This is a genomic window from Nocardia sp. NPDC023852 (assembly GCF_040639505.1).
GTDB lineage: Bacteria > Actinomycetota > Actinomycetes > Mycobacteriales > Mycobacteriaceae > Nocardia.
On sequence record NZ_JBFAAB010000017.1, the window covers coordinates 90,330 to 109,048 of the forward strand.

Genomic DNA, 18,719 nt, shown 5'->3' on the forward strand with positions numbered 1-18,719 from the left:
GCAGCAGCCCCCAGCTCGAGCAGTGCCGCGAACCACGCCGCCTGCAGGTCATCGCCTCGGTTGCGGTGTGAGCGATTACCCTCACCTGCGTAGGATTCGGGCAAGTGCTCCGTTACCGCAAGATCGGTTGCTTTGGACCGTCCGGGATCCGGTGGAGCCCCGGAGTCTCCAACCAGCGCAGGACGGTGCACTGCCACCTGGCATCGACGGTGCGTTGACTGGCGAGATGCTTTGGATGCGTGGGATTTCAGGCCTCGCGCGTGAGGGTGACCAGGCCCCGGTCGGAGTGGGCGAAGAGTTCGAGCAGGTAGGACCAGACCTAGGCGGTCAGGTCAGGGGAACCGACCGTGATACCCGCACGACGCCGAGCGATGCTCGCTACGTTCTTGCGCGCCAGGAGCCAGCCGACGACGAGCGTTGGAATCATGATGACCACGGCCGCGATCACGGCGCCGCGCTGCACGTCATCGTCGCTGAATGCCATCAATACGACAACGCCGACGAGAAACAGCAATGTCGCCACGCTTGTATAAGGCGCGCCGACCAACCGGAAAGACGGGCGCTCGACAAGCCCGAGGCGCGACCGATGCCACAACTGCAACTGGCACATCACGATTGCCATCCACGACGCAATGGTGCCGAGCGCCGACATGTTCAGCACGATCTCGTATGCCTTCTCCGGCACCACCGCGTTCAATCCGACGCCGATCAGCGCGATCGTCCCGGTGGCGAGAATGCCGACATACGGTACACCGCCCTTCGACATTCGCGACGCCGCCGCTGGTGCGCTGCCGTTCATCGACATCGAGCGCAGAATGCGACCGGTCGAGTACAGTCCGGCGTTCAGGCTCGAGAAGGCTGCGGTCAATACGACCATATTCATGATCGAATCGGCCCCACCGATCCCGAGTTTCGAGAAGAACGTGACGAAGGGACTCTCCCCCGCCTTGAACGCCGTGTACGGCAGCAGCAGACCGAGCAGCACCAGCGATCCGACGTAGAACAGCGCGATCCGGGCGATCACGGAGTTGATCGCGCGCGGCATGATCTTCTCCGGATTCTCCGCCTCACCGGCGGCCGTGCCGACCAATTCCACTGCGGAATAGGCGAAGACGACACCTGTCGTCACTGTCACCAGCGGTAGCAGACCGACCGGGAAGAGGCCGCCGTGCTCGACGAGCACACCGACACCGGTCGGCATACCCTGCAGTGTGGACCGACCGGCCAGGAAGACCGTGCCGACGATCAGGAAGGTGACCAGCGCGACCACTTTGATCAGCGCGGCCCAGAACTCGAGCTCGCCGAACCACTTCACGGAGATGAGGTTGACGCTCACCACCAGCGCGAGGGCTACCAGGGCGATCAGCCACTGCGGAATCACCTCGAAAGCTCCCCAGTAATGGACATAGGTGGCGATGGCGGTGATGTCCACGATCCCGCTCATGCACCAGTGGAAGAAGTACATCCACCCGACCACGAATGCCAGCTTCTCGCCGTAGAACTCACGGGCGTAGGAGACGAACGATCCCGAGGAGGGGCGATGCAACACCAGCTCGCCGAGCGCCCGCAGGATGAAGAATACGAACACGCCACAGATGGCGTACACGATGAACAATCCTGGGCCCGCACTGGCCAAACGCCCACCCGCGCCCAGGAACAGCCCGGTGCCGATGGCGCCACCGATCGCGATCATCTGCAGCTGACGCGGGCGCAGCGACTTGTGATAACCGGCGTCCTCGGCGTACATCGCGTCCGCGGAAGCATCCGAAAGAGGTCGATCGATTGCCACGGCCGAGACCTCTCGAGCGATGAACTATATCGCCAGACAATGTACCGCCATTTAATGGCTCGATCAATACTGTAAAGATTGCCGATCTGTGGGCAGTCGGACAGGGAAAACGCCGGGGGATTCGCCACTCGAGTCACCGAAAAGCCCTCGGCCTCGGCTGGACGCGCTTATCTGCGTCAGGTGCTGCCTGGCCCCCTGCTGATCGCAGCCGGCATCCTCGGCCGCGGGATCACGCTGCCGAGCCTGTCGTGGTTGGAATTGCTCGCCGGACTGATCTGGTCGCGCACCCGCGCCTAACGCACCGATGCACCGGCACCGACTCGGCGACCGCATGCACGGGCTGAGGGTGCGGCTGCGTCGCCGTCATCATCTGCCTGATCGGCGTCGCCGTCATCATCTATGCACCACGCAGCGCCTGAGTGGTCGACCGGCCCCGGGGGCCGGTCGGCGCAGCTCAGCTATGGGCAAGCGCGCGGTCGACAAACGCGCCGATGACCGGTCCGAGGGTTCGGGCGTAGCTGACTGTGAGGTGATTGTCATCGCGGTACACCAGGTTGTTGCCGACGATCGGGGGGCAGCGCGCGGTGGTGCAGAAGAGCGGGGTCAGGTCTGCGTACTGCCCGCCGCTGGCGGTGGCCGCCGCCTGCTCGGCCGCGATACCAGCGTCGTTCACAGCGACCGGCCGCGCGGGGGTGCATGCGGCGGCCTCGTCGATATGTTCCGACAGGCACACCGGCACGGTGGAGTGTGGATCGGGGATCCCCCCGAGAACAAGGACGGCCGAGCCGAAGTCCCTCATCTGGGCAACCATGCGGTTCAGGCCATCGATCCATGCCTGGTCATAGGAGACGAAGCCGAAGTCGCCACCATAGCGCCGGGACATGCTCACCACGATCAGCCGCGGGCGTTCGTCCCGGAGCCTGGCCAGGATCTGGCCACGCCATTGATCGCATTCGGTGTACTCCCGGCCCAGATAGGGACTGGTGATGGGCAGGTCGAGCAGTGGGCAGGTGACCTTTGCCATGGTTTCCAGCCGCCAGTGCCGCGGCACGGCGATCTGCTCGAACGCCGGAGTCCACATCGCGGCATGTGAGTCGCCGACCAAGGCCACTGTGGTAGCGGATCCCGTATCGCCGGAGGCGCACTCGCCGCTGCCCACCTCATGCCAGGACCGTACGCAGCCGTTGACGAATACCTCCGCCTTGTCGCCGGCCGCGTTGGCGAGCGAAGGGGTGAGATTCGAGGGGACAGCCTGGATTTCCGCCGAGGCAGCGATCACGGACTGCGCTTGTGCGACCAGCTGCCCGACCGCCTCGTCGTGCGGGGCGGTGGCGGGAACGGCCGGTGTCTCGGGTGCTGTGAGCGTTAGGGTCGGCGCCGCCATGCCACGGCCGACCGGGGCGGGCACGAGCACGAGCAGCGCCAGCGCCACACCGATGGAGACTGCGGTACTCGCGCCGCCACAAGCGAGGCTGAGGGTGGCCGAACGTCGCAATCGGGGGGCGAAGCGGACCGGATTCTCGACCAACCAGTGGGTGAGCATGGCGAGTCCGCCGGCCATGGCGACCGCGCCCAGCGAGCCGACCAGACCAAGCGGGCGGCCGAGCACCTGCGGTGCCAACACCAACACCGGCCAGTGCCAGAGGTACCAGGAATAGGACACGGTGCCGATCGCCCGCATCTCGGGCACAGCCAGGACGCGACCGACGCCGAATCGTGGTTCAGCACAACCGGATACGATCACCAGGGCGGCTCCCAGGACGGGCACCAGCGCCGCCGCGCCGGGATACCGAGTTGTCCCGCTCAGGTGAGCGCAGGCCACGCCGATCAAGCTCAACCCGACCCACCCGGCGGCGGCAGCCACCGATGTCGGCAGCCGGGACCACACGACGGCCGAGAGCGCCACCACGCCGCCCGCTGCCAGCTCCCAAGCCCGTGCGGGCAGTGAGAAGAATGCCCAGGGCTGCAGCGCGCCGGTCCAGATCAGCGAGGTCGCGAAAGAGAGCGCGGCGACGACCGCGAGGATGAACAGGTACGGGAGCGGGGAGGCCGAACCGGTTCGGCTCCGCCGCATGAGCCAGGCCGTGGCGATGATGAGCGCGGGCCACACCAGATAGAACTGCTCCTCCACGCCGAGCGACCAGAAGTGCTGAAATGGCGAGGGAGGCGTGTCGGCGGCAAGGTAGTCGGTGCCGCGCAGGGCGAGTCGACAGTTCCCGGCATACAGTGCGCTGGCGATCCCGTCGCCGAGAACTCGGCGGGCTTCCAGCGGCGACAGCAGCATCGCCGAGGCGATCGCGGTGGCGGCCAGCACGATGCCTGCCGCGGGCAGCAGCCGACGGGCGCGGGCGCCGTAGAACCGGGCCAGCCCGACAGTGCCGGTGCTCGCTGCTTCGCGGCAGAGTATTCCGGTGATGAGAAAGCCGGAAATGACAAAAAAGATGTCCACACCGACGAATCCGCCCGTGATTCCCGGCACCCCGGCATGGAAAAGCACGACAGCCAGTACGGCCACCGCTCGAAATCCCTCGATATCGGGCCTGAATCCCGGCTGTGGCGACGCGTGGTGAACCCGATCTGCCCGCCGATTTCGCAATCCGCTTCCGACCGTGGCCGTCATGGGCAGCATTGTTATCGGTCTCGTCGGCTATGTCGCGACGACTCGCCGCTCGCCGGGCTGCTGGCCTCGATGTTTCATGCAGCCCGGCATGATCGGATCGTTTGTCCGCGGGTCATCGAGTCACCCACGAATGTTGATCAGCCAGCGGCCAGACGAGGTAACTCCTCACAAACGTCTATTTCCATACATTCCGGTTTCCTGCAAGAGAACTCGCCATTTCAAGATGTATCACAAGCCACAAGATTAATTTAACAACGACACAGTGACTCGGTGTCAGCCTGGTCCGCGCGGCCTTTCGATACTCCCAAGTATCGGTGGCCCGGCGCAGCGGCCGATCATCTCAGGTCGGCTGGGGTCACTTACGCAGGTGGCGGACGAGGAAATCGCGCGCGGCGGTCGATGCCTGGCCGAACCGTTCCTCGTATACCGAGAAATGCCCACCCTCGAGGAGCTCGAGCTGCTTGGGTTCCAATGCCTCGGCGTAGCTTTGCAACGCCAGATCGGCCGGTGTGAGCGTGTCGTTATCGGCAACGATCATCAGCAGCGGGGTGGGTGAAACCCGGTGGATGAAGGCCTCGGGAGCATAGGACTGGAACTTATCGATACTGGAGACAGTCACCTCGTTACGCCAGGTGGGAACTCGAGGCCCGTTGTCCATGAGCCACCGGTAGACCTCGGCACCGGGCATGGCGACCATTTCCAGCGGATCGTCGGACGCCGCCTTGATCGTGGCATGCGGCGCACCGGCGAAGCGCTGTTTCCGATCCTCGGCGATCGCCTCGCGCACGTGAGGCAATTGCACCGACGGAACCAACCGGGTGAAAGTCGCCCAGCCCTGGGTCAGGGGCACCTGCGACACCACCGCGCGCACCCGGCGGTCGGTGGCCGCCACCACGAGCACATGGGCGCCCGCGTAGCTTGTCCCCCACACCCCGATCCGTTCCGCATCCACGCCGTCGAGCTGCTGCGCGAAGGTGATCGCATCGCGATAGCCGTCGATCTGCGCCACCGGATCCACCTCGAAACGGGGCTCGCCGTCGGAGGTTCCGAATCCGGGATGGTCGTAGACCAAGCACGCCAGACCGGCATCGGCCAGCACCTCGGCAAAGGGGGCGACCCACTCCTTCACCCCCGCGAAACCGTGGGTCATCACAACCAGCGGCGCGTCGGCCGCGGTATCGGTCGGGCGGTACAGCCATCCCCGCAATGTCACACCCTGGCTGACAAACTCCACGTCGGCGCGCAAGACCGGCCCCTTTCGTTACGATATGGAACGTAATTATTCGAAGGGTAATGACATACCCGAGTGGCGTCAATCACGTCCCGAGAACCCAACAGCGTCCAGCGCGGATCGCACCGTCAGCCGCACCAAACACTCATCGATCGGTCCGACGGCGGGAAACAGCGCACGCATCAGCATCGGTCCCGTGATGAGATCGCAGATCCATTCCGGATCCGTTCCCGGCGCTATCTCGCCCCTTGCCACCGCCCGATCCAGGATGGAGGCGGTGGACCTGCGGCGGGGCCGCAGGAATCGCTCGGAGAAACTGGCGGCAAGCGCCTCGTTGCGCGACAGGTCGTCGAGCAGGCCGGGCAATGCGTTGCCCAGGACCTCGTCGGTGAACAATTCCATCTGGTGGCGCTGGATCGCGAATAATTCGGCCTCGATACCGCCCAGATCCGCCGAGCCGGGATGCAGCCCGTAGCGGTCGATCAACACCGCGACCACCAGCTCGGCCCGGTCCGCGTAACGCCGGTACAGCGCCGGTCGGCTGGTAGCCGCCTCATCCGCCACCGCCTGCAGGGTGAGCGCACCGTAACCACACTGTGCGATCAGCCGCGCGGCGGCGTCGAGCAGCGCCCTGTCCACCGTGCGGTTCCGCGGCCGCCCCACACTCGGCAAGTCGTGACCCTCAGGCATCCGACCACCGTACGACGGCCGATAACACCGGCGAACGAGCACGAGCCCGATGGCGTGGCGACCGTCTCGACTATCGTTCGCCGCTGCGCACGGTCATTGCCATGACGTGCCCGTGCCGCTAGCCGTCCGAAGCCTGGATCAGCGCCTCCGCGAGCGATTCGGGTCGAGTCAGCTGCGACTCGTGGCTGCCCGGGGTGTAGATCACCGGAGCTCCTGGAAGGCGCTCGGGAAATCTTGGCGCCCAAGCGAACTCGCCAGGCGGCAGGGCGAGGTCGTCCTTGGAGAGTACATACGAGGACGGCAGTCGTAGCCGTTCCCATTCGTCGAGGTCGAGCGCTTCGTTCATGGTGTGGAACGGCTGGCGCTCGAGTAGTGGGTACACCACGTTCTGAGTCTCGGGCGAGGCGTCCTGCATGAATGCCGCACAGAAGACCTCGAACGGGAACATCACCGAGTTGTCCGGCGACCCTGCGGCCGACGCGCGGAACATCTCGCCGTAGGCGGGCGGGCACAGGTCGATCAGTGTCTCGCCGCTGTGCGGAACGAATGCGCTCCAGTACACGAGGCGGGAGATGCGGGTGGCAAGCCGCGCTGCCGCCCCGGACACCGGGAATCCGCCCCAACTGTGCCCGACCAGGACCGCATTGCGCAGCTCGGCGCGCTCGACGTAGTCGACGAGGTAATCGACGGCGTCGGCGAGGTGCACATCCGCGCGCTGGTCGCCGGCGTTGAGGCCCGGCAGTGTCGGCGTGTACACGACGTGGCCGTGCGCCCGTAGGTGCTCGGCCACCGGCCGCCAGCTCCATCCGGCATGGCAGGCGCCGTGGACGAGGACGAACGTACGCGACATCGTTGTCTCCTTCTACAAGTGGCGACAGTCGGGAAAGCGAGACGCCGCCGCAAGTGCGGGCAGACTTTCCTACGACTCGGTTCTCTCGATCTCGCGCGGACGACGGACACCCGGAGGGCGACGTTTTCGGAATCGGCGATCTGTGAGCCCTGTCACTATGTAACATACATCTATGAAATGTCAATTCAAGTGAAACACATTCCGGCGATTGATCGCGGCCCGAAGGGAGTGCGATGCGACCACGCGCACTGGTGTTCGACCTATACGGCGAGTTCTTCCGTTACACAGGAGGCGCCGCCAAGCTCGGCGCCCTCACCGAGCTGATGGGCGTTTTCGGCGTCGAATCGGCGACGGTGCGGGTGGTCATGACCCGCCTGCGCAAGGAAGGCTGGTTCGATTCCACGAAGTCTGGTCGTGAGGTGTCCTACCTGCTCAACGACAAGAGCTGGCAGCTACTCGACGACGGCCGCAGCCGCATCTTCCAGCGAAACTGCGACGAGTGGGACCGCACCTGGACTCAAGCGTTGGTCGACGAGTCCGGCCTGGTGCGCGAGCAGCGCAAGCGGATCGAGAAGTCGCTGAGCTGGTGGGGCTTCGGCACCTACGGCGGCACGGTCTGGTTCTCGCCGCACGACCGGGAAAAACAGTTGCGCGAGGCGCTGGACGGCGAGGACGACGTGCGGATTCAGTTCCTGCGCAGTAGGACCGCAGGCTTGCCGAGCGACCGCCTGATCGCCCAGCGCTGCTGGGATCTCGGCGAGCTCGGCGCCGACTATCAAACGTTCATCGAAGAGTTCCGCCCACGCCTGGCCCGCTACCGGCGCGGCCTGACCGGCAGCACCGCGCTGATCGAGCACATGATGCTGGTGCAGCACTACCGGCGCTACCCGTTCCGCGATCCAGATCTGCCGGAGATGCTGCTGCCCACCGGCTGGCGCGGGCGGGCCGCACACGAGGTGTTCACCGAGTGCCACGACGTCCTGCACGTCGAAGCCGAGTCGTTCGTCGCGTCGATAGCCGCCGCCACCTCGCCGACCGACGTCACCTAGATATGTAACATAAATTTTGACTAATAGTTTAATTATGTTACATAATGCACGCTAGCTTCGCATGTGCGATCCGCGCCACAGTCAGAGAAGGCGACCCCGATGTCACTCCCAGAGCAGCGCCCCGCTCCCCCGCCGCCCCTGCGCGTCGCGTGTATAGGCGGTGGCCCCGGTGGTCTATTCGCCGCCATCGCGCTCGCGCGCGCCGTGCCGGGCTCCGTCATCGACGTGTTCGAACGGAACAGCGAATCCGATGTGTTCGGTTTCGGGGTCGTGTTCTCCGACGCGACACTGGATAACGTCGACGCGGTCGACACGGTGCTGCGGGATGCGTTGGCCACCCACGGGCGGCACTGGGACAGCATCGAGGTCCACCTGAAGGACGCCACGGTCGCGGCCGGCGGCAACGGGATGTCGGCCATACACCGTCGCGTACTGCTCGGTGCTCTGCGACAGCGGGCGACAGAGCTGGGCGCGCGGCTGCACTTCTCGACCGAGGCGGATGTCGATGAGCTCGACGCCCGGGGTGCATACCACCTGATAGTGGCGGCCGATGGCACCAACTCCGCTGTGCGGCAAAGATTCCTGAATGAACTCGGACATTCGGTCGAGCAGGCGGCCGTCAAGTTCATCTGGTTCGGTACTACTTACCAGTTCCGAGGGCTGACCTTTCTGCACGAACAGTCCGAGCACGGCAATTTCGCCGTGCACGGATACCCGATCGGCTCGGGTCTGAGCACCTTCATCGTCGAGACCGACGAAACCACCTGGCGACGTGCGGGTCTCGAAAGATTCGACATGTCCGCCCCGCCAGGAGTTTCGGATGAGGTGACCCAGCGCTACCTCGAGCGGCTGTTCGCCGACCAGATCGACGGACAGGCACTGGTGGCCAACAACTCGCGCTGGGCCAACTTCCGCACCCGCCGGACCGACCGCTGGCATACCCGCGGCACCTACGGCACCCCGGTGGTACTGCTCGGTGACGCCGTACACACCGCGCACTTCTCGGTCGGTTCGGGCACCAAGATGGCCATGGAGGATGCCGCCGTGCTGGCCGGTACCGTGGCTGAGCAGCCCGCCGATCTGGAAGCCGCGCTCACGCGATTCCAGGAGATCCGCAGTCCGCAGGTGGGAAAGATCCAGGACTCGTCGATGCCGAGCCTGTCGTGGTGGGACCACTTCGGCGAGTACTACCGCGCCTTCGAGCCGTGGCAGTTCGGATTCCACTTCTTCAGCCGGTCCATCTCGGCGGAGAAGATCCGGGTGCGCGACGGCGAGTTCATCGCCGCCACCGAGCAGGCGTGGTACGCCGAATTCGGCGCGGCCCCGCTCGACACGCCCCTGCGGCTGGGGTCGACCATGTTCGGCTCCCGGATGCTTCGGTTGACCGAGTGCGGAGACGACCGAATACGACTCGGAGACGGCAACACAGCACTGTCCGCGGTGCGTGGGGCGGCAGGCGGTGACAGCACGGTGCCCCTCGTCATCGCGCCGGACATCGAAGCCAGCTCGCTGCCTGCCGACGTTCGCGCCGAGTTGGACCGGCTGTGCGCGTCACGGCCCGACGCGGTTGTCGTGCGCGGCGGCACCCCGCTGTCACGAGTCCTGTGCTCGGAGCATGTGCGCTTGAACCGGCACATCCCGGCGATCGTCGTCGATGCGCCCGCCGCCGTCCGTACGCGCCGGGCCGTCGACGAGCAGGATTGTGCGGCCACGCTGATTCTGTCCGGGCGCGCCGATGCGGTGGCGTTCGAACCGGATCCGCAGCCTGTCCCCCGGGTTCTGGCCGATGTCGAGGCGGCACGATGACCAGCACACGGACCTTCCCCACCGATGGCTCGTCCGTGGCACGGCCGCGGCTCGACCGACTCTTCCGTCCGGCCTCGGTCGCAGTGATCGGTGCCTCAGCGGTGCCAGGCAAACTCGGGTCGGTGATGCTCGAAGCCGTCGCATCGGGCGGTACCGGCATCCGAGCCGCCTATGGGATCAACCCGAGAATCGAGGGTGAGGGCATGCATCCCTCCCTGCGGGCGGCCACCGAATTTCATAGCGGTCCACTGGATTTGGCTGTGCTGTGCGTTCCCGCCGCGGCCACTCCCGACGCATTGCGCCAGGCAGCGGATTGTGGTGTCGGCGCTGCCGTGATCTGCTCGGGCGGATTCGGCGAGGTCGGCGGCGAGGGCGTCGGCTTGCAGGAAGAGTTGGCGACGATCATTGCCGCGACAGGTATTCGGCTACTGGGACCGAACACCTCGGGATTCTTCCGGCCCGGCGAGGCGACGGTCAGCTTCGTGCCGACCGTGCGGCACATCGCCCCAGGATCGGTCGCCGTCGTCGCGACCAGCGGCGGGATGAATCATGCGTTGTCGTTCCTGCTGTCCGAGCACGGCGTAGGCGTGGGATTCGGTGTGGGACTGGGTAATTGCGTAGACGTTACTCATGTCGACGTGCTCGAATATCTGCACACCGATCCGTCGATCACCGCTGTCGCGCTGCATATCGAGTCGGTCGACGACGGCGGCGCGCTGCTGTCCGCGCTGCACATGGTCACTACGGACAAGCCGGTGGTGGCAATGGTGGTCGGACGCAGCGACGTGTCGGCCTTCTCCGAATCCCACACCGGCGCGCTCGCCACCTCGTGGCGTACGACGCGTGCCCTGCTCGCGGAAGCCGGTGCCGTTGTGGTGGATTCGGAGCAACAGCTGGTCGACGCGTTGGCGGTGCTGAGCCGCACCAGGCTGCCCGCCTCCGCCGAGCCGGGCATCGGCGTGGTCACCGCGCAGGCGGGCCCCGGCTTGGTGGTACTGGATCAGCTCCTAGCAGACGCAGTTCGCGTACCTACGCTCGCTGCACACACCCAGCAGCACCTCGCGCGGTTATTGCCCTCGATGACCTACCAGTCGAATCCGGTGGATACCGGCCGACCGGGACCGACATTCGATGCCGTGCTCTCGGCCACCGCTGCCGATCCCGGGATCGATGCCCTGGCGGTCTATGCCCTCGCCGAGCCCGATGCTGTCGATCTCGCCGACGCGGTGCTCCGCTCGGGGGTCCACGAGCGGCTTCCGGTTGTGCTCGGCATCGGTGGCCCTGCCTCCGCTGTCGCCGAAACTGCCTCGGCGGCCGCGGCATTCGCCGTTCCCGTACTGGCGAGTCCGTCCGCGCTCGCCATCGGGATCCGGGCACTCGTGGCAGATGCGCGGGCTCGGTATCTGCACTCCGGAAACAGTGAGACGCCAGTTCCGCAACGCGCTCCGGCCGTCGTTCTCCCGATTGACGAATCCACCAGCCGGGAACCGGCCGGGACTCCGGATCGGCCGCCCGGCTCGGCGGACACAGACAAGCCGGCCCCGGCTATCGCGTTGCCCGCCGACGAGGCGACGGCCAAGGATCTGCTCGACGCACTGGACATTGCCACCCCACCTCGGCGCGTGTGTACCGACCGGGCCGCGGCCCACCGCGCGCTGACCGACCTTCCGCTTCCGGTGGTGGTGAAGATTCTCGACCCCGCGGTACTGCACAAGACCGAGATCGGCGGGGTACACCTGAACATTCGCACCACCACGGAGCTCGATGCGGCCCTCGACGCTCTCCACGCGATCAGCGCACCCGCCTATTTGGTGGAGAGTATGGCCGAGCCCGGTGTCGACCTGTTCCTCGGCATCCGCCGCGACCCGGTGTTCGGCCCCATCGTGGTTGCCGGTTCGGGCGGCACAGCGGCCGAGGCGATCGGGGATGTCGCCATCCGCAGCCACCGCGTCACCCTCGCGGGCGCGGCCGCCATGCTCGACGACCTGCAGTGCGCGCCCCTGCTGGACGGCTGGCGCGGCGGCCCGGTCCTCGATCGGGGTGAATTCGCCCGCATGGCGGTCACTCTCGCGCGCTACCTGACCGACCACCCGGAAATCGGTGATATCGAAATCAATCCCCTGCGGCTGACCGCGACCGGCCTGATCGCGCTCGACTCGGTCGTCGTGGCCACGCAGGACCGGCTCGAAGGAGAGCTGCCGTGAGCACCCGAGTTCCCGTGTCGATCGACGGCGTCGTGCCCTGGCCCGACGACGTCGCAGCGAGATACCGAAGGGCAGGGTACTGGCAGGACAGATCGCTGGCCTCCCACATCGCGGAGCAGGTCGCCCGCCGCCCGGACGATGAGGCCCTCGTGGATGGCCCGACCCGGATGACTTACCGACAGCTGTGGGATCGGGCCGCATCCTGCGCGCAGGCGCTGCTCGATCTGCACATCGCACCGGGTGACCGGATCGTGTTGCAGCTGCCGAACTGCTGGGAGTTCGTCGCGCTGACACTCGGCTGCCTGCGCATCGGTGTGGTGCCGGTGATGGCACTGCCTGCGCACCGGCAACACGAGCTCACGCATCTGGCTGCGGTGGCCGGCGCCGTCGCGATCGTGGTGGCCGACATCGACCGTGACACGGATCTGCGGCAGGTCGCCCAGCAGGTCGCGGTCCAGGTGCCCAGCCTCCGCTCCGTCTTGGTGCATGGTGAATTGTCCTCTGGCACAACCGAATATGCTTCCGAGAAGAGCCTTGGGGCTACTTTCGACACGACCGTGCGGTTCGCCGCTACCGATTACGAGCCCATGGGCGCCGATGTCGCCTGCATGCTGCTCTCCGGCGGCACCACCGGATTGCCCAAGCTGATCGTCCGCGCCAATGACGACTACGCCTACAACATTCTGCGGTGCAATGCGGTTTCCGAATTGAATTCGAGCACGGTCTATCTCGGCGCACTGCCCTGCAGCCACAATTTCCCGCTGGCCTGTCCCGGCGTGCTGGGCACACTGGTCGCCGGTGGCCGCGCAGTGATGTTGCCTTCGCCGTCCCCCGAGCGCGCGCTGCGCGCCATCGACGCCGAGGGCGTTACCGTCACGGCCGTCGTGCCGGCGATCGCACAGCGATGGATTGAGTATCAGCGTGAGCGAAAGATATTGCGCAGAAATAGCTTTCGCGTGTTGCAGGTAGGCGGCTCACGTATGCCCGACGAGCTTGCCGCCCGGGTCGAACCCGTACTCGGCGCACGGCTGCAGCAGGTGTTCGGCATGGCCGAGGGGTTGATCAACATGACCCGGCTCGACGACGACCTGGAGATCATTCTGACCACCCAGGGTCGGCCGGTCAGCGACGCCGACGAGATCCGGATCGTCGACGAAAGCGGCAATCCGGCGCCCAACGGCATTCCGGGCGCGCTGCTCACCCGCGGCCCCTATACTCCTCGCGGCTATTTCCGCGCGCCCGAGCACAATGCGCGCGCATTCACTACCGACGGCTGGTACCTCAGCGGGGATGTCGTCCGACGCCGCCCGGACGGCAACCTGGTCGTCGAGGGCCGGGACAAGGACATGATCAACCGCGGCGGGGAGAAGATCTCCGCCGAAGAAGTCGAGAACTTCGCATACCAACTCGACGGCGTCGAGATGGCGGCCGCCGTCGCCATGCCCGACCCCGTCCTCGGTGAGCGACTGTGCCTGTATCTTACTGTAGCGCAAGGACATTCGGTAGATCTTGCCGATGTCGTCGCCGTGATGGACGCTGCCGGGGTGGCCAGGTTCAAGATTCCGGAACGGCTCGAGGTCATCGCAACGATGCCCACAACGAAGGTCGGCAAGATCGACAAGAAAGCGCTCCGCGACGACATCCGCCAGCGCGTCGCCTGGGACCACGCGGAACCGGGGACTCGACCGAGGAAGCCACACCAATAGCGGCGATACACGAAAATTCGACTCTCACGGCGAGGGGCGCCGGACCGCTCGCCGCGGCCGCCTGGTGGGCTGCCGACCGCGGCGAGGCCTCCGTGCGCATCGAAGATTACCTCGATGGGCCGCCGGGCTGGCTGTGGGCCGTCCGGCAGGTCCGGCCGCACGCTTTGCATGGATGTTCATCCACGTCTTTCGTGCGGTTCACCCTTATTTTGTGACAAATTCTGGACGTTACGATATTTTTATGTAGCAATAGTTGGGTGGTTGAAGTACGTGATCACAGTCACAACAGCGGGCGCTCGCCATCGCCTCGGATCTCCGTGAAACCCGACGACACCATGTCGCTGAACTCGGGCCGCGACCCGCTACGTCCCGAGATAGCTCTGTCCTGGCAACGCTCCCGGCTCAGTGGACTCAGCCCCGCCACCCCCAACCTGCGGGTGGATTCCGATGCGGTGGATCGTCGGAGCCGTCTGGTCGCCGCCGCGGCACCGGTGCTGACCAAACTCGCCGAACAACTCGCCGACACACCTTTCTGCGTACTGTTCGCCGACCGGGAATCGCGCATCGTCGGCATGCCGACAGGGTCGCGCACGCTCCGTGACCGGCTCGACCGGCTCGGCGTCGTCACGGGTGGGGTCTTCCTCGAGGAAACCACCGGCACGAATTCCATCGCCACCGCACACGAACTGCACCGCGGTGTCGCCGTCCACGGTGACGAACACTACCTGGAGCCATTCAAGGCCTTCAGCTGCTACGGACACCCGATTAGCCACCCGGTGACCCGGCGGCTGGAAGGGGTCATCGACATCACCTGCCTGGAGGTACACGATTCACCGCTGCTGGGTCCGCTCATCACCCGCACCGCGCGCGACATCGAGGACCGCCTGCTGGCCGCGAGCCGCCGCGGCGAGCAGCGGCTGCTGGCCGCATTTCAGGTGGCCTGCGGCGGTCATCACCGGCCGGTGCTGGTACTCGGCACCGAGGTAACCCTGGCCAACCGCGCTGCCACCGAACTGCTCGACCCGCTCGATCACCTCCGCCTGCGGGACCTTGCCGCGGCCGGCGGTCGCCACGCCGAATCCCATGTTGTCCAGCTGGTGTCGGGGCAGTGCGTGACCGTGCGGGTGCGTGAGATCGAACCCGGACTCGACGGCACACTGTTCGAATTCGGCAGCGCCGACCGGCATCCGGCCACACCGACGGCCGATACCATCAGTTCGGAGGGCCTGCCGGGTCGGCCCGTCTACATCGGAGGTGCTCCCGGCACGGGCCGGACCACCTTGGCGCTGTTGATGCTCGGCGGCACCGAGGTCGTCGTGCTCGACGCAGTCGACGCCGCACACCAGGAGACGACGTGGCTGGACAGTCTCGAACGAGCCGCGTGCCACAGCCCGACCCTGCTCGTCGAGAACATTCATCTGCTGCCGGAGATCTGCGCTGTGCGGTTGCGCCGAGTGGTGGATCAGCCCCGGCTGCGCGTCGTCCTCACCGGCGCCCCGCTCGCCGAGCTCGCCGGACAGGGAGCACTACTGGCCGCGGCGTGCACGACACATCGTGACCTGGCCGTGCTCGCCGAGCGAACCGAGCAGCTGCCGCGGCTCATCCGGGTAATGCTCGACCAGCTCGGCGTCGGCGACCGGCTGCGCTTTACGCCGGCGACCTTGGCGGCGTTGGCCGGCCACCAGTGGCCGGGCAACCTCTGGGAACTGTCGGCGGTCGTGCGCAGCGTTGCCAGCCGTCGTTCGGCCGGGGACATAACCCCGTTCGATCTGCCACACCGATATCAGGTCAGCCCGCGACTGCGCGCCATGACTCCTCTCGAGCGCGCCGAACACGACGCGATCCTTGCCGCCCTCCGCGCGTGCAACGGCAACAAACAGCGGGCCGCTGAACGACTCGGCATCAGCCGGACCACCCTGTACAACCGGCTGCGCGCACTACATCTCACCGCCTGAAAAGCGTCCAGAATTTGAACACTCCAGCACGACCGCGAACTCCTAACGTGACAGTCGTCACACCCGCACGGCAAAGGAGCCGGATCGTGCAGATCACCGCCGCCCTCACCGAAACCCAAGGCGCGCCTTTTACGCTCACACCACTGGAACTCGATGATCCACGACCCGGTGAAGTCCTGGTCCGAATGGTCGGGTCCGGCGTCTGCCATACCGACCTCATCGTCCGCGATCAGTGGTACCCCGTCCCGTTGCCGGCCGTGCTCGGCCACGAGGGCTCCGGCGTGGTGGCTGCCGTTGGTGACGGAGTCAGCTATGTCGCGCCCGGCGACCATGTCGTGCTCACCTTCAATTCCTGTGGCGATTGCCGAATGTGCGTCGCCGGCCGGCCCGCCTACTGTGACCAGTTCTTCGCCTACAACTTCGCCGGTACCCGCGCCGACTCCAGCACTCCCTTGCATCGCGAGAGCGGCGATGTGCACGGCGTGTTCTTCGGGCAGTCGGCCTTCGCCACCTACGCCGTCGCCACCGAACGCAATGTGGTCAAGGTCGACCAGGCTGCGCCGCTGGAGCTGCTCGGTCCGCTGGGCTGCGGCATCCAGACCGGCGCCGGCGCCGTACTCAACACATTGCGGCCGCCGACGGGCAGCAGTCTGGCAATCTTCGGCGCCGGCTCGGTCGGGCTCAGTGCGGTGATGGCCGCCGCCGTCTCCGGCTGCACCACGATCATTGCCATCGACCTCAACCACGAGCGCTTGGAGCTGGCCAAGGACCTCGGGGCCACCCACACCATCGACGGCGCCGCCGACGACACGGTGGCGGCCATCCAAGAGCTCACGGACGGGCTGGGCGTGGACTACTCCATCGAGACCACCGCGGTTCCGGCCGTGCTGCGGCGGGCGGTGGATGCGCTGAACCAGGGCGGAACCTGCGGACTGATCGGCGCGGCCGCGCTCGGCACCGAGGCGTCGATCGACATGTCCAGTCTTCTGTTCGGCCGCAGCATCCGCGGCATCGTCGAAGGCGACAGCGTGCCGCGCATCTTCATCCCCAAACTCGTGCGGCTCTACCAGCAGGGGCGGTTCCCCATCGACAAGCTGATCAAGACCTATGCGTTCGACGACATCAACCAGGCCGTCGAGGACTCGGAAAAGGGGATCACCCTCAAGCCGGTCCTCACGTTCGCCTGAGCCTCTTCGACGATTCCAGGAGACAGTCATGACCGTCGTCAACGAGAACACCTTCACCACCTACGACACCTTCTACATCGGTGGCGAATGGGTGCAGCCCAGCACCGACCACACGATCACCCCGATCGATGCCAGCACCGAGCAACCGCTGGGTCGCGTGCCCGAGGGTGCCGAGGCCGATATCGACCGTGCCGTCGCCGCCGCTCGAGCAGCCTTCGACGACCCGTCGGGCTGGGCGCAGTGGGAGCCGCGCCGCCGCGCCGAGGCCATGGAGCGGTTGGCGGAGGCGATCGATAAGCGCGCCGATCAGTTCGTGCAGCGGGTCAGCGCTCAAAACGGTATGCCGGTGGCGGTAGCCCAGCAGCTCGAAATCGGTTATCCCACTGCTGTTCTGCGCTACTACGCCGGGCTTGCGCGCGAGCTGTCGACCATCGAGACCCGAGAGGGCCTGTTCGGCGGCCCCATCGATGTCCGCAGGTATCCGGTCGGTGTGGTCGCCGCCATAGTGCCGTGGAATTTCCCGCAGGCGCTGTCGATGTTCAAGATCGCACCCGCGATGGCCACCGGCTGCACGCTCGTCATCAAACCCTCACCGGAGACCGTGCTGGATGCGTACCTGCTCGCCGAGGCGATCGATGAGGCGCAGGTGCCGCACGGGGTGATCAATATCGTGCCGGCCGGGCGCGAAGTCGGAGCGTACTTGGTCGCGCACCCCGGCGTGGACAAGGTCGCCTTCACGGGATCGACCGCGGCGGGCCGCTCGATCGCCGAGATGTGCGGTCGGCTGTTGCGTCCGGTCACGTTGGAGCTCGGCGGCAAGTCGGCGGCAATCGTGCTCGACGACGCCGAACTGAATCTGGCGAAAATTGGTGCGGGGCTATTCGGTTCGACTCTGTTGAACAACGGCCAGACGTGTTTCCTCGGCACCCGGGTGCTGGCACCACGCAATCGCTATAACGAGGTAGTCGAGGCATTCACAGCGCTCGCGGGGTCGCTGACCGTCGGCATCGCCTCGGATCCCACCACACAGATCGGACCCATGGCGACCGCGCGACAACGAGAACGCGTCGAGTCGTACATCGCGAAGGGACGCTCCGAGGGCGCCCGCCTGACCGTCGGCGGCGCCCGCCCCAAGGACCTGGACCAGGGGTGGTTCGTCGAACCCACTGTCTTCGCCGATGTCGACAACGGCGCCACCATCGCTCGCGAGGAGATCTTCGGCCCTGTGCTGTCGCTCATCCCCTACGACGGCATCGATGACGCAGTCCGGATCGCCAACGACTCCGACTTCGGCCTCGGCGGCACGGTCTGGACCGCGGATCCCGAGCGCGGCGCCGCCGTCGCCCAGCGGATCCGCACCGGCACCATCGGCGTCAACCGCTATATCCCCGACCCGGCCGCGCCGTTCGGCGGCGTCAAGGCCAGCGGCCTCGGCCGCGAGCTCGGCCCGGAAGGACTGGCCGGCTACTTGCAGATTCAGACCGTCTACAGGTAGCCGCGAGCGGTTGGTCGCGGCGTTCGATGCCGCGACCAACCGCTTGTACAACGGAGCCCGACTTGCCCCGAACCTCGCTGCATGTGTCGTTGCCACCGGAAGCCTTGACACCCACGGAAACCTGCCCGGACGCCCGA

Annotated in this window: 13 protein-coding genes; 8 read left to right on the forward strand and 5 right to left on the reverse strand. The window is 66.2% G+C overall.

The window, feature by feature from the left end; all coding sequences use genetic code 11:
• Positions 1-319: 319 nt before the first annotated feature.
• Positions 320-1,747, reverse strand: coding sequence for an amino acid permease (locus tag AB0H00_RS22065; protein ID WP_357269135.1), 1,428 nt, complete (start codon positions 1,745-1,747; stop codon positions 320-322).
• Between the two features lie 120 nt (positions 1,748-1,867).
• On the opposite strand from AB0H00_RS22065, the gene AB0H00_RS22070 reads away from it, so the two are divergent.
• Positions 1,868-2,086: a hypothetical protein gene (locus AB0H00_RS22070; protein WP_357268998.1), complete on the forward strand. Its 219-nt coding sequence runs from the start codon at positions 1,868-1,870 to the stop codon at positions 2,084-2,086.
• 157 nt (positions 2,087-2,243) lie between these two features.
• On the opposite strand, the gene AB0H00_RS22075 is transcribed toward AB0H00_RS22070, so the two are convergent.
• The 4 genes from AB0H00_RS22075 to AB0H00_RS22090 form a co-directional block, all read right to left on the reverse strand.
• Positions 2,244-4,409, reverse strand: coding sequence for an acyltransferase family protein (locus AB0H00_RS22075; protein WP_357269001.1), 2,166 nt, complete (start codon positions 4,407-4,409; stop codon positions 2,244-2,246).
• Positions 4,410-4,764: 355 nt separating this feature from the next.
• Positions 4,765-5,655, reverse strand: coding sequence for an alpha/beta fold hydrolase (locus tag AB0H00_RS22080; protein ID WP_357269004.1), 891 nt, complete (start codon positions 5,653-5,655; stop codon positions 4,765-4,767).
• Positions 5,656-5,721: 66 nt separating this feature from the next.
• Positions 5,722-6,330, reverse strand: a complete 609-nt coding sequence (locus AB0H00_RS22085; protein WP_357269007.1) for a TetR/AcrR family transcriptional regulator — start codon at positions 6,328-6,330, stop codon at positions 5,722-5,724.
• 118 nt (positions 6,331-6,448) lie between these two features.
• Positions 6,449-7,180 carry an alpha/beta hydrolase gene (locus tag AB0H00_RS22090; RefSeq protein WP_357269010.1) on the reverse strand — a complete coding sequence of 244 codons (732 nt, stop codon included), beginning with the start codon at positions 7,178-7,180 and terminating at the stop codon, positions 6,449-6,451.
• Between the two features lie 233 nt (positions 7,181-7,413).
• On the opposite strand from AB0H00_RS22090, the gene AB0H00_RS22095 reads away from it, so the two are divergent.
• The 7 genes from AB0H00_RS22095 (at position 7,414) to AB0H00_RS22125 (ending at position 18,582) form a co-directional block, all read left to right on the forward strand.
• The gene (locus tag AB0H00_RS22095; RefSeq protein WP_357269013.1) at positions 7,414-8,229 is read left to right on the forward strand and encodes a PaaX family transcriptional regulator C-terminal domain-containing protein; all 816 of its coding nucleotides are present in this window, start codon (positions 7,414-7,416) and stop codon (positions 8,227-8,229) included.
• Positions 8,230-8,328: 99 nt separating this feature from the next.
• Positions 8,329-10,035, forward strand: a complete 1,707-nt coding sequence (locus AB0H00_RS22100) for an FAD-dependent monooxygenase (RefSeq protein WP_357269015.1) — start codon at positions 8,329-8,331, stop codon at positions 10,033-10,035.
• Complete coding sequence (locus AB0H00_RS22105; protein ID WP_357269018.1) at positions 10,032-12,239, forward strand: acetate--CoA ligase family protein; 2,208 nt, start codon at positions 10,032-10,034, stop codon at positions 12,237-12,239. Before AB0H00_RS22100 ends, AB0H00_RS22105 begins: the two co-directional genes overlap by 4 nt.
• Positions 12,236-13,945: an AMP-binding protein gene (locus tag AB0H00_RS22110; RefSeq protein ID WP_357269021.1), complete on the forward strand. Its 1,710-nt coding sequence runs from the start codon at positions 12,236-12,238 to the stop codon at positions 13,943-13,945. The genes AB0H00_RS22105 and AB0H00_RS22110 overlap by 4 nt, the downstream gene beginning before the upstream one ends.
• Positions 13,946-14,262: 317 nt before the next feature.
• A complete protein-coding gene (locus tag AB0H00_RS22115) occupies positions 14,263-15,900 on the forward strand; it encodes a helix-turn-helix domain-containing protein (protein ID WP_357269023.1) in 1,638 nt (545 codons plus the stop codon).
• Positions 15,901-15,986: 86 nt separating this feature from the next.
• Positions 15,987-17,087, forward strand: a complete 1,101-nt coding sequence (locus AB0H00_RS22120) for an NAD(P)-dependent alcohol dehydrogenase (protein ID WP_357269026.1) — start codon at positions 15,987-15,989, stop codon at positions 17,085-17,087.
• Between the two features lie 28 nt (positions 17,088-17,115).
• Positions 17,116-18,582 carry an aldehyde dehydrogenase gene (locus AB0H00_RS22125; protein ID WP_357269028.1) on the forward strand — a complete coding sequence of 489 codons (1,467 nt, stop codon included), beginning with the start codon at positions 17,116-17,118 and terminating at the stop codon, positions 18,580-18,582.
• The last annotated feature ends 137 nt before the right edge of the window (positions 18,583-18,719 follow it).

What these genes read in the sequence shown, in the direction of transcription:
- AB0H00_RS22125 (WP_357269028.1), top strand. Translation starts at nt 17,116, where the DNA reads ATGACCGTCGTCAACGAGAACACCTTCACCACCTACGACACCTTCTAC.
- AB0H00_RS22085 (WP_357269007.1), bottom strand. Translation starts at nt 6,330, where the DNA reads ATGCCTGAGGGTCACGACTTGCCGAGTGTGGGGCGGCCGCGGAACCGC.
- AB0H00_RS22075 (WP_357269001.1), bottom strand. Translation starts at nt 4,409, where the DNA reads ATGACGGCCACGGTCGGAAGCGGATTGCGAAATCGGCGGGCAGATCGG.
- AB0H00_RS22065 (WP_357269135.1), bottom strand. Translation starts at nt 1,747, where the DNA reads ATGTACGCCGAGGACGCCGGTTATCACAAGTCGCTGCGCCCGCGTCAG.
- AB0H00_RS22095 (WP_357269013.1), top strand. Translation starts at nt 7,414, where the DNA reads ATGCGACCACGCGCACTGGTGTTCGACCTATACGGCGAGTTCTTCCGT.
- AB0H00_RS22105 (WP_357269018.1), top strand. Translation starts at nt 10,032, where the DNA reads ATGACCAGCACACGGACCTTCCCCACCGATGGCTCGTCCGTGGCACGG.
- AB0H00_RS22100 (WP_357269015.1), top strand. Translation starts at nt 8,329, where the DNA reads ATGTCACTCCCAGAGCAGCGCCCCGCTCCCCCGCCGCCCCTGCGCGTC.
- AB0H00_RS22090 (WP_357269010.1), bottom strand. Translation starts at nt 7,180, where the DNA reads ATGTCGCGTACGTTCGTCCTCGTCCACGGCGCCTGCCATGCCGGATGG.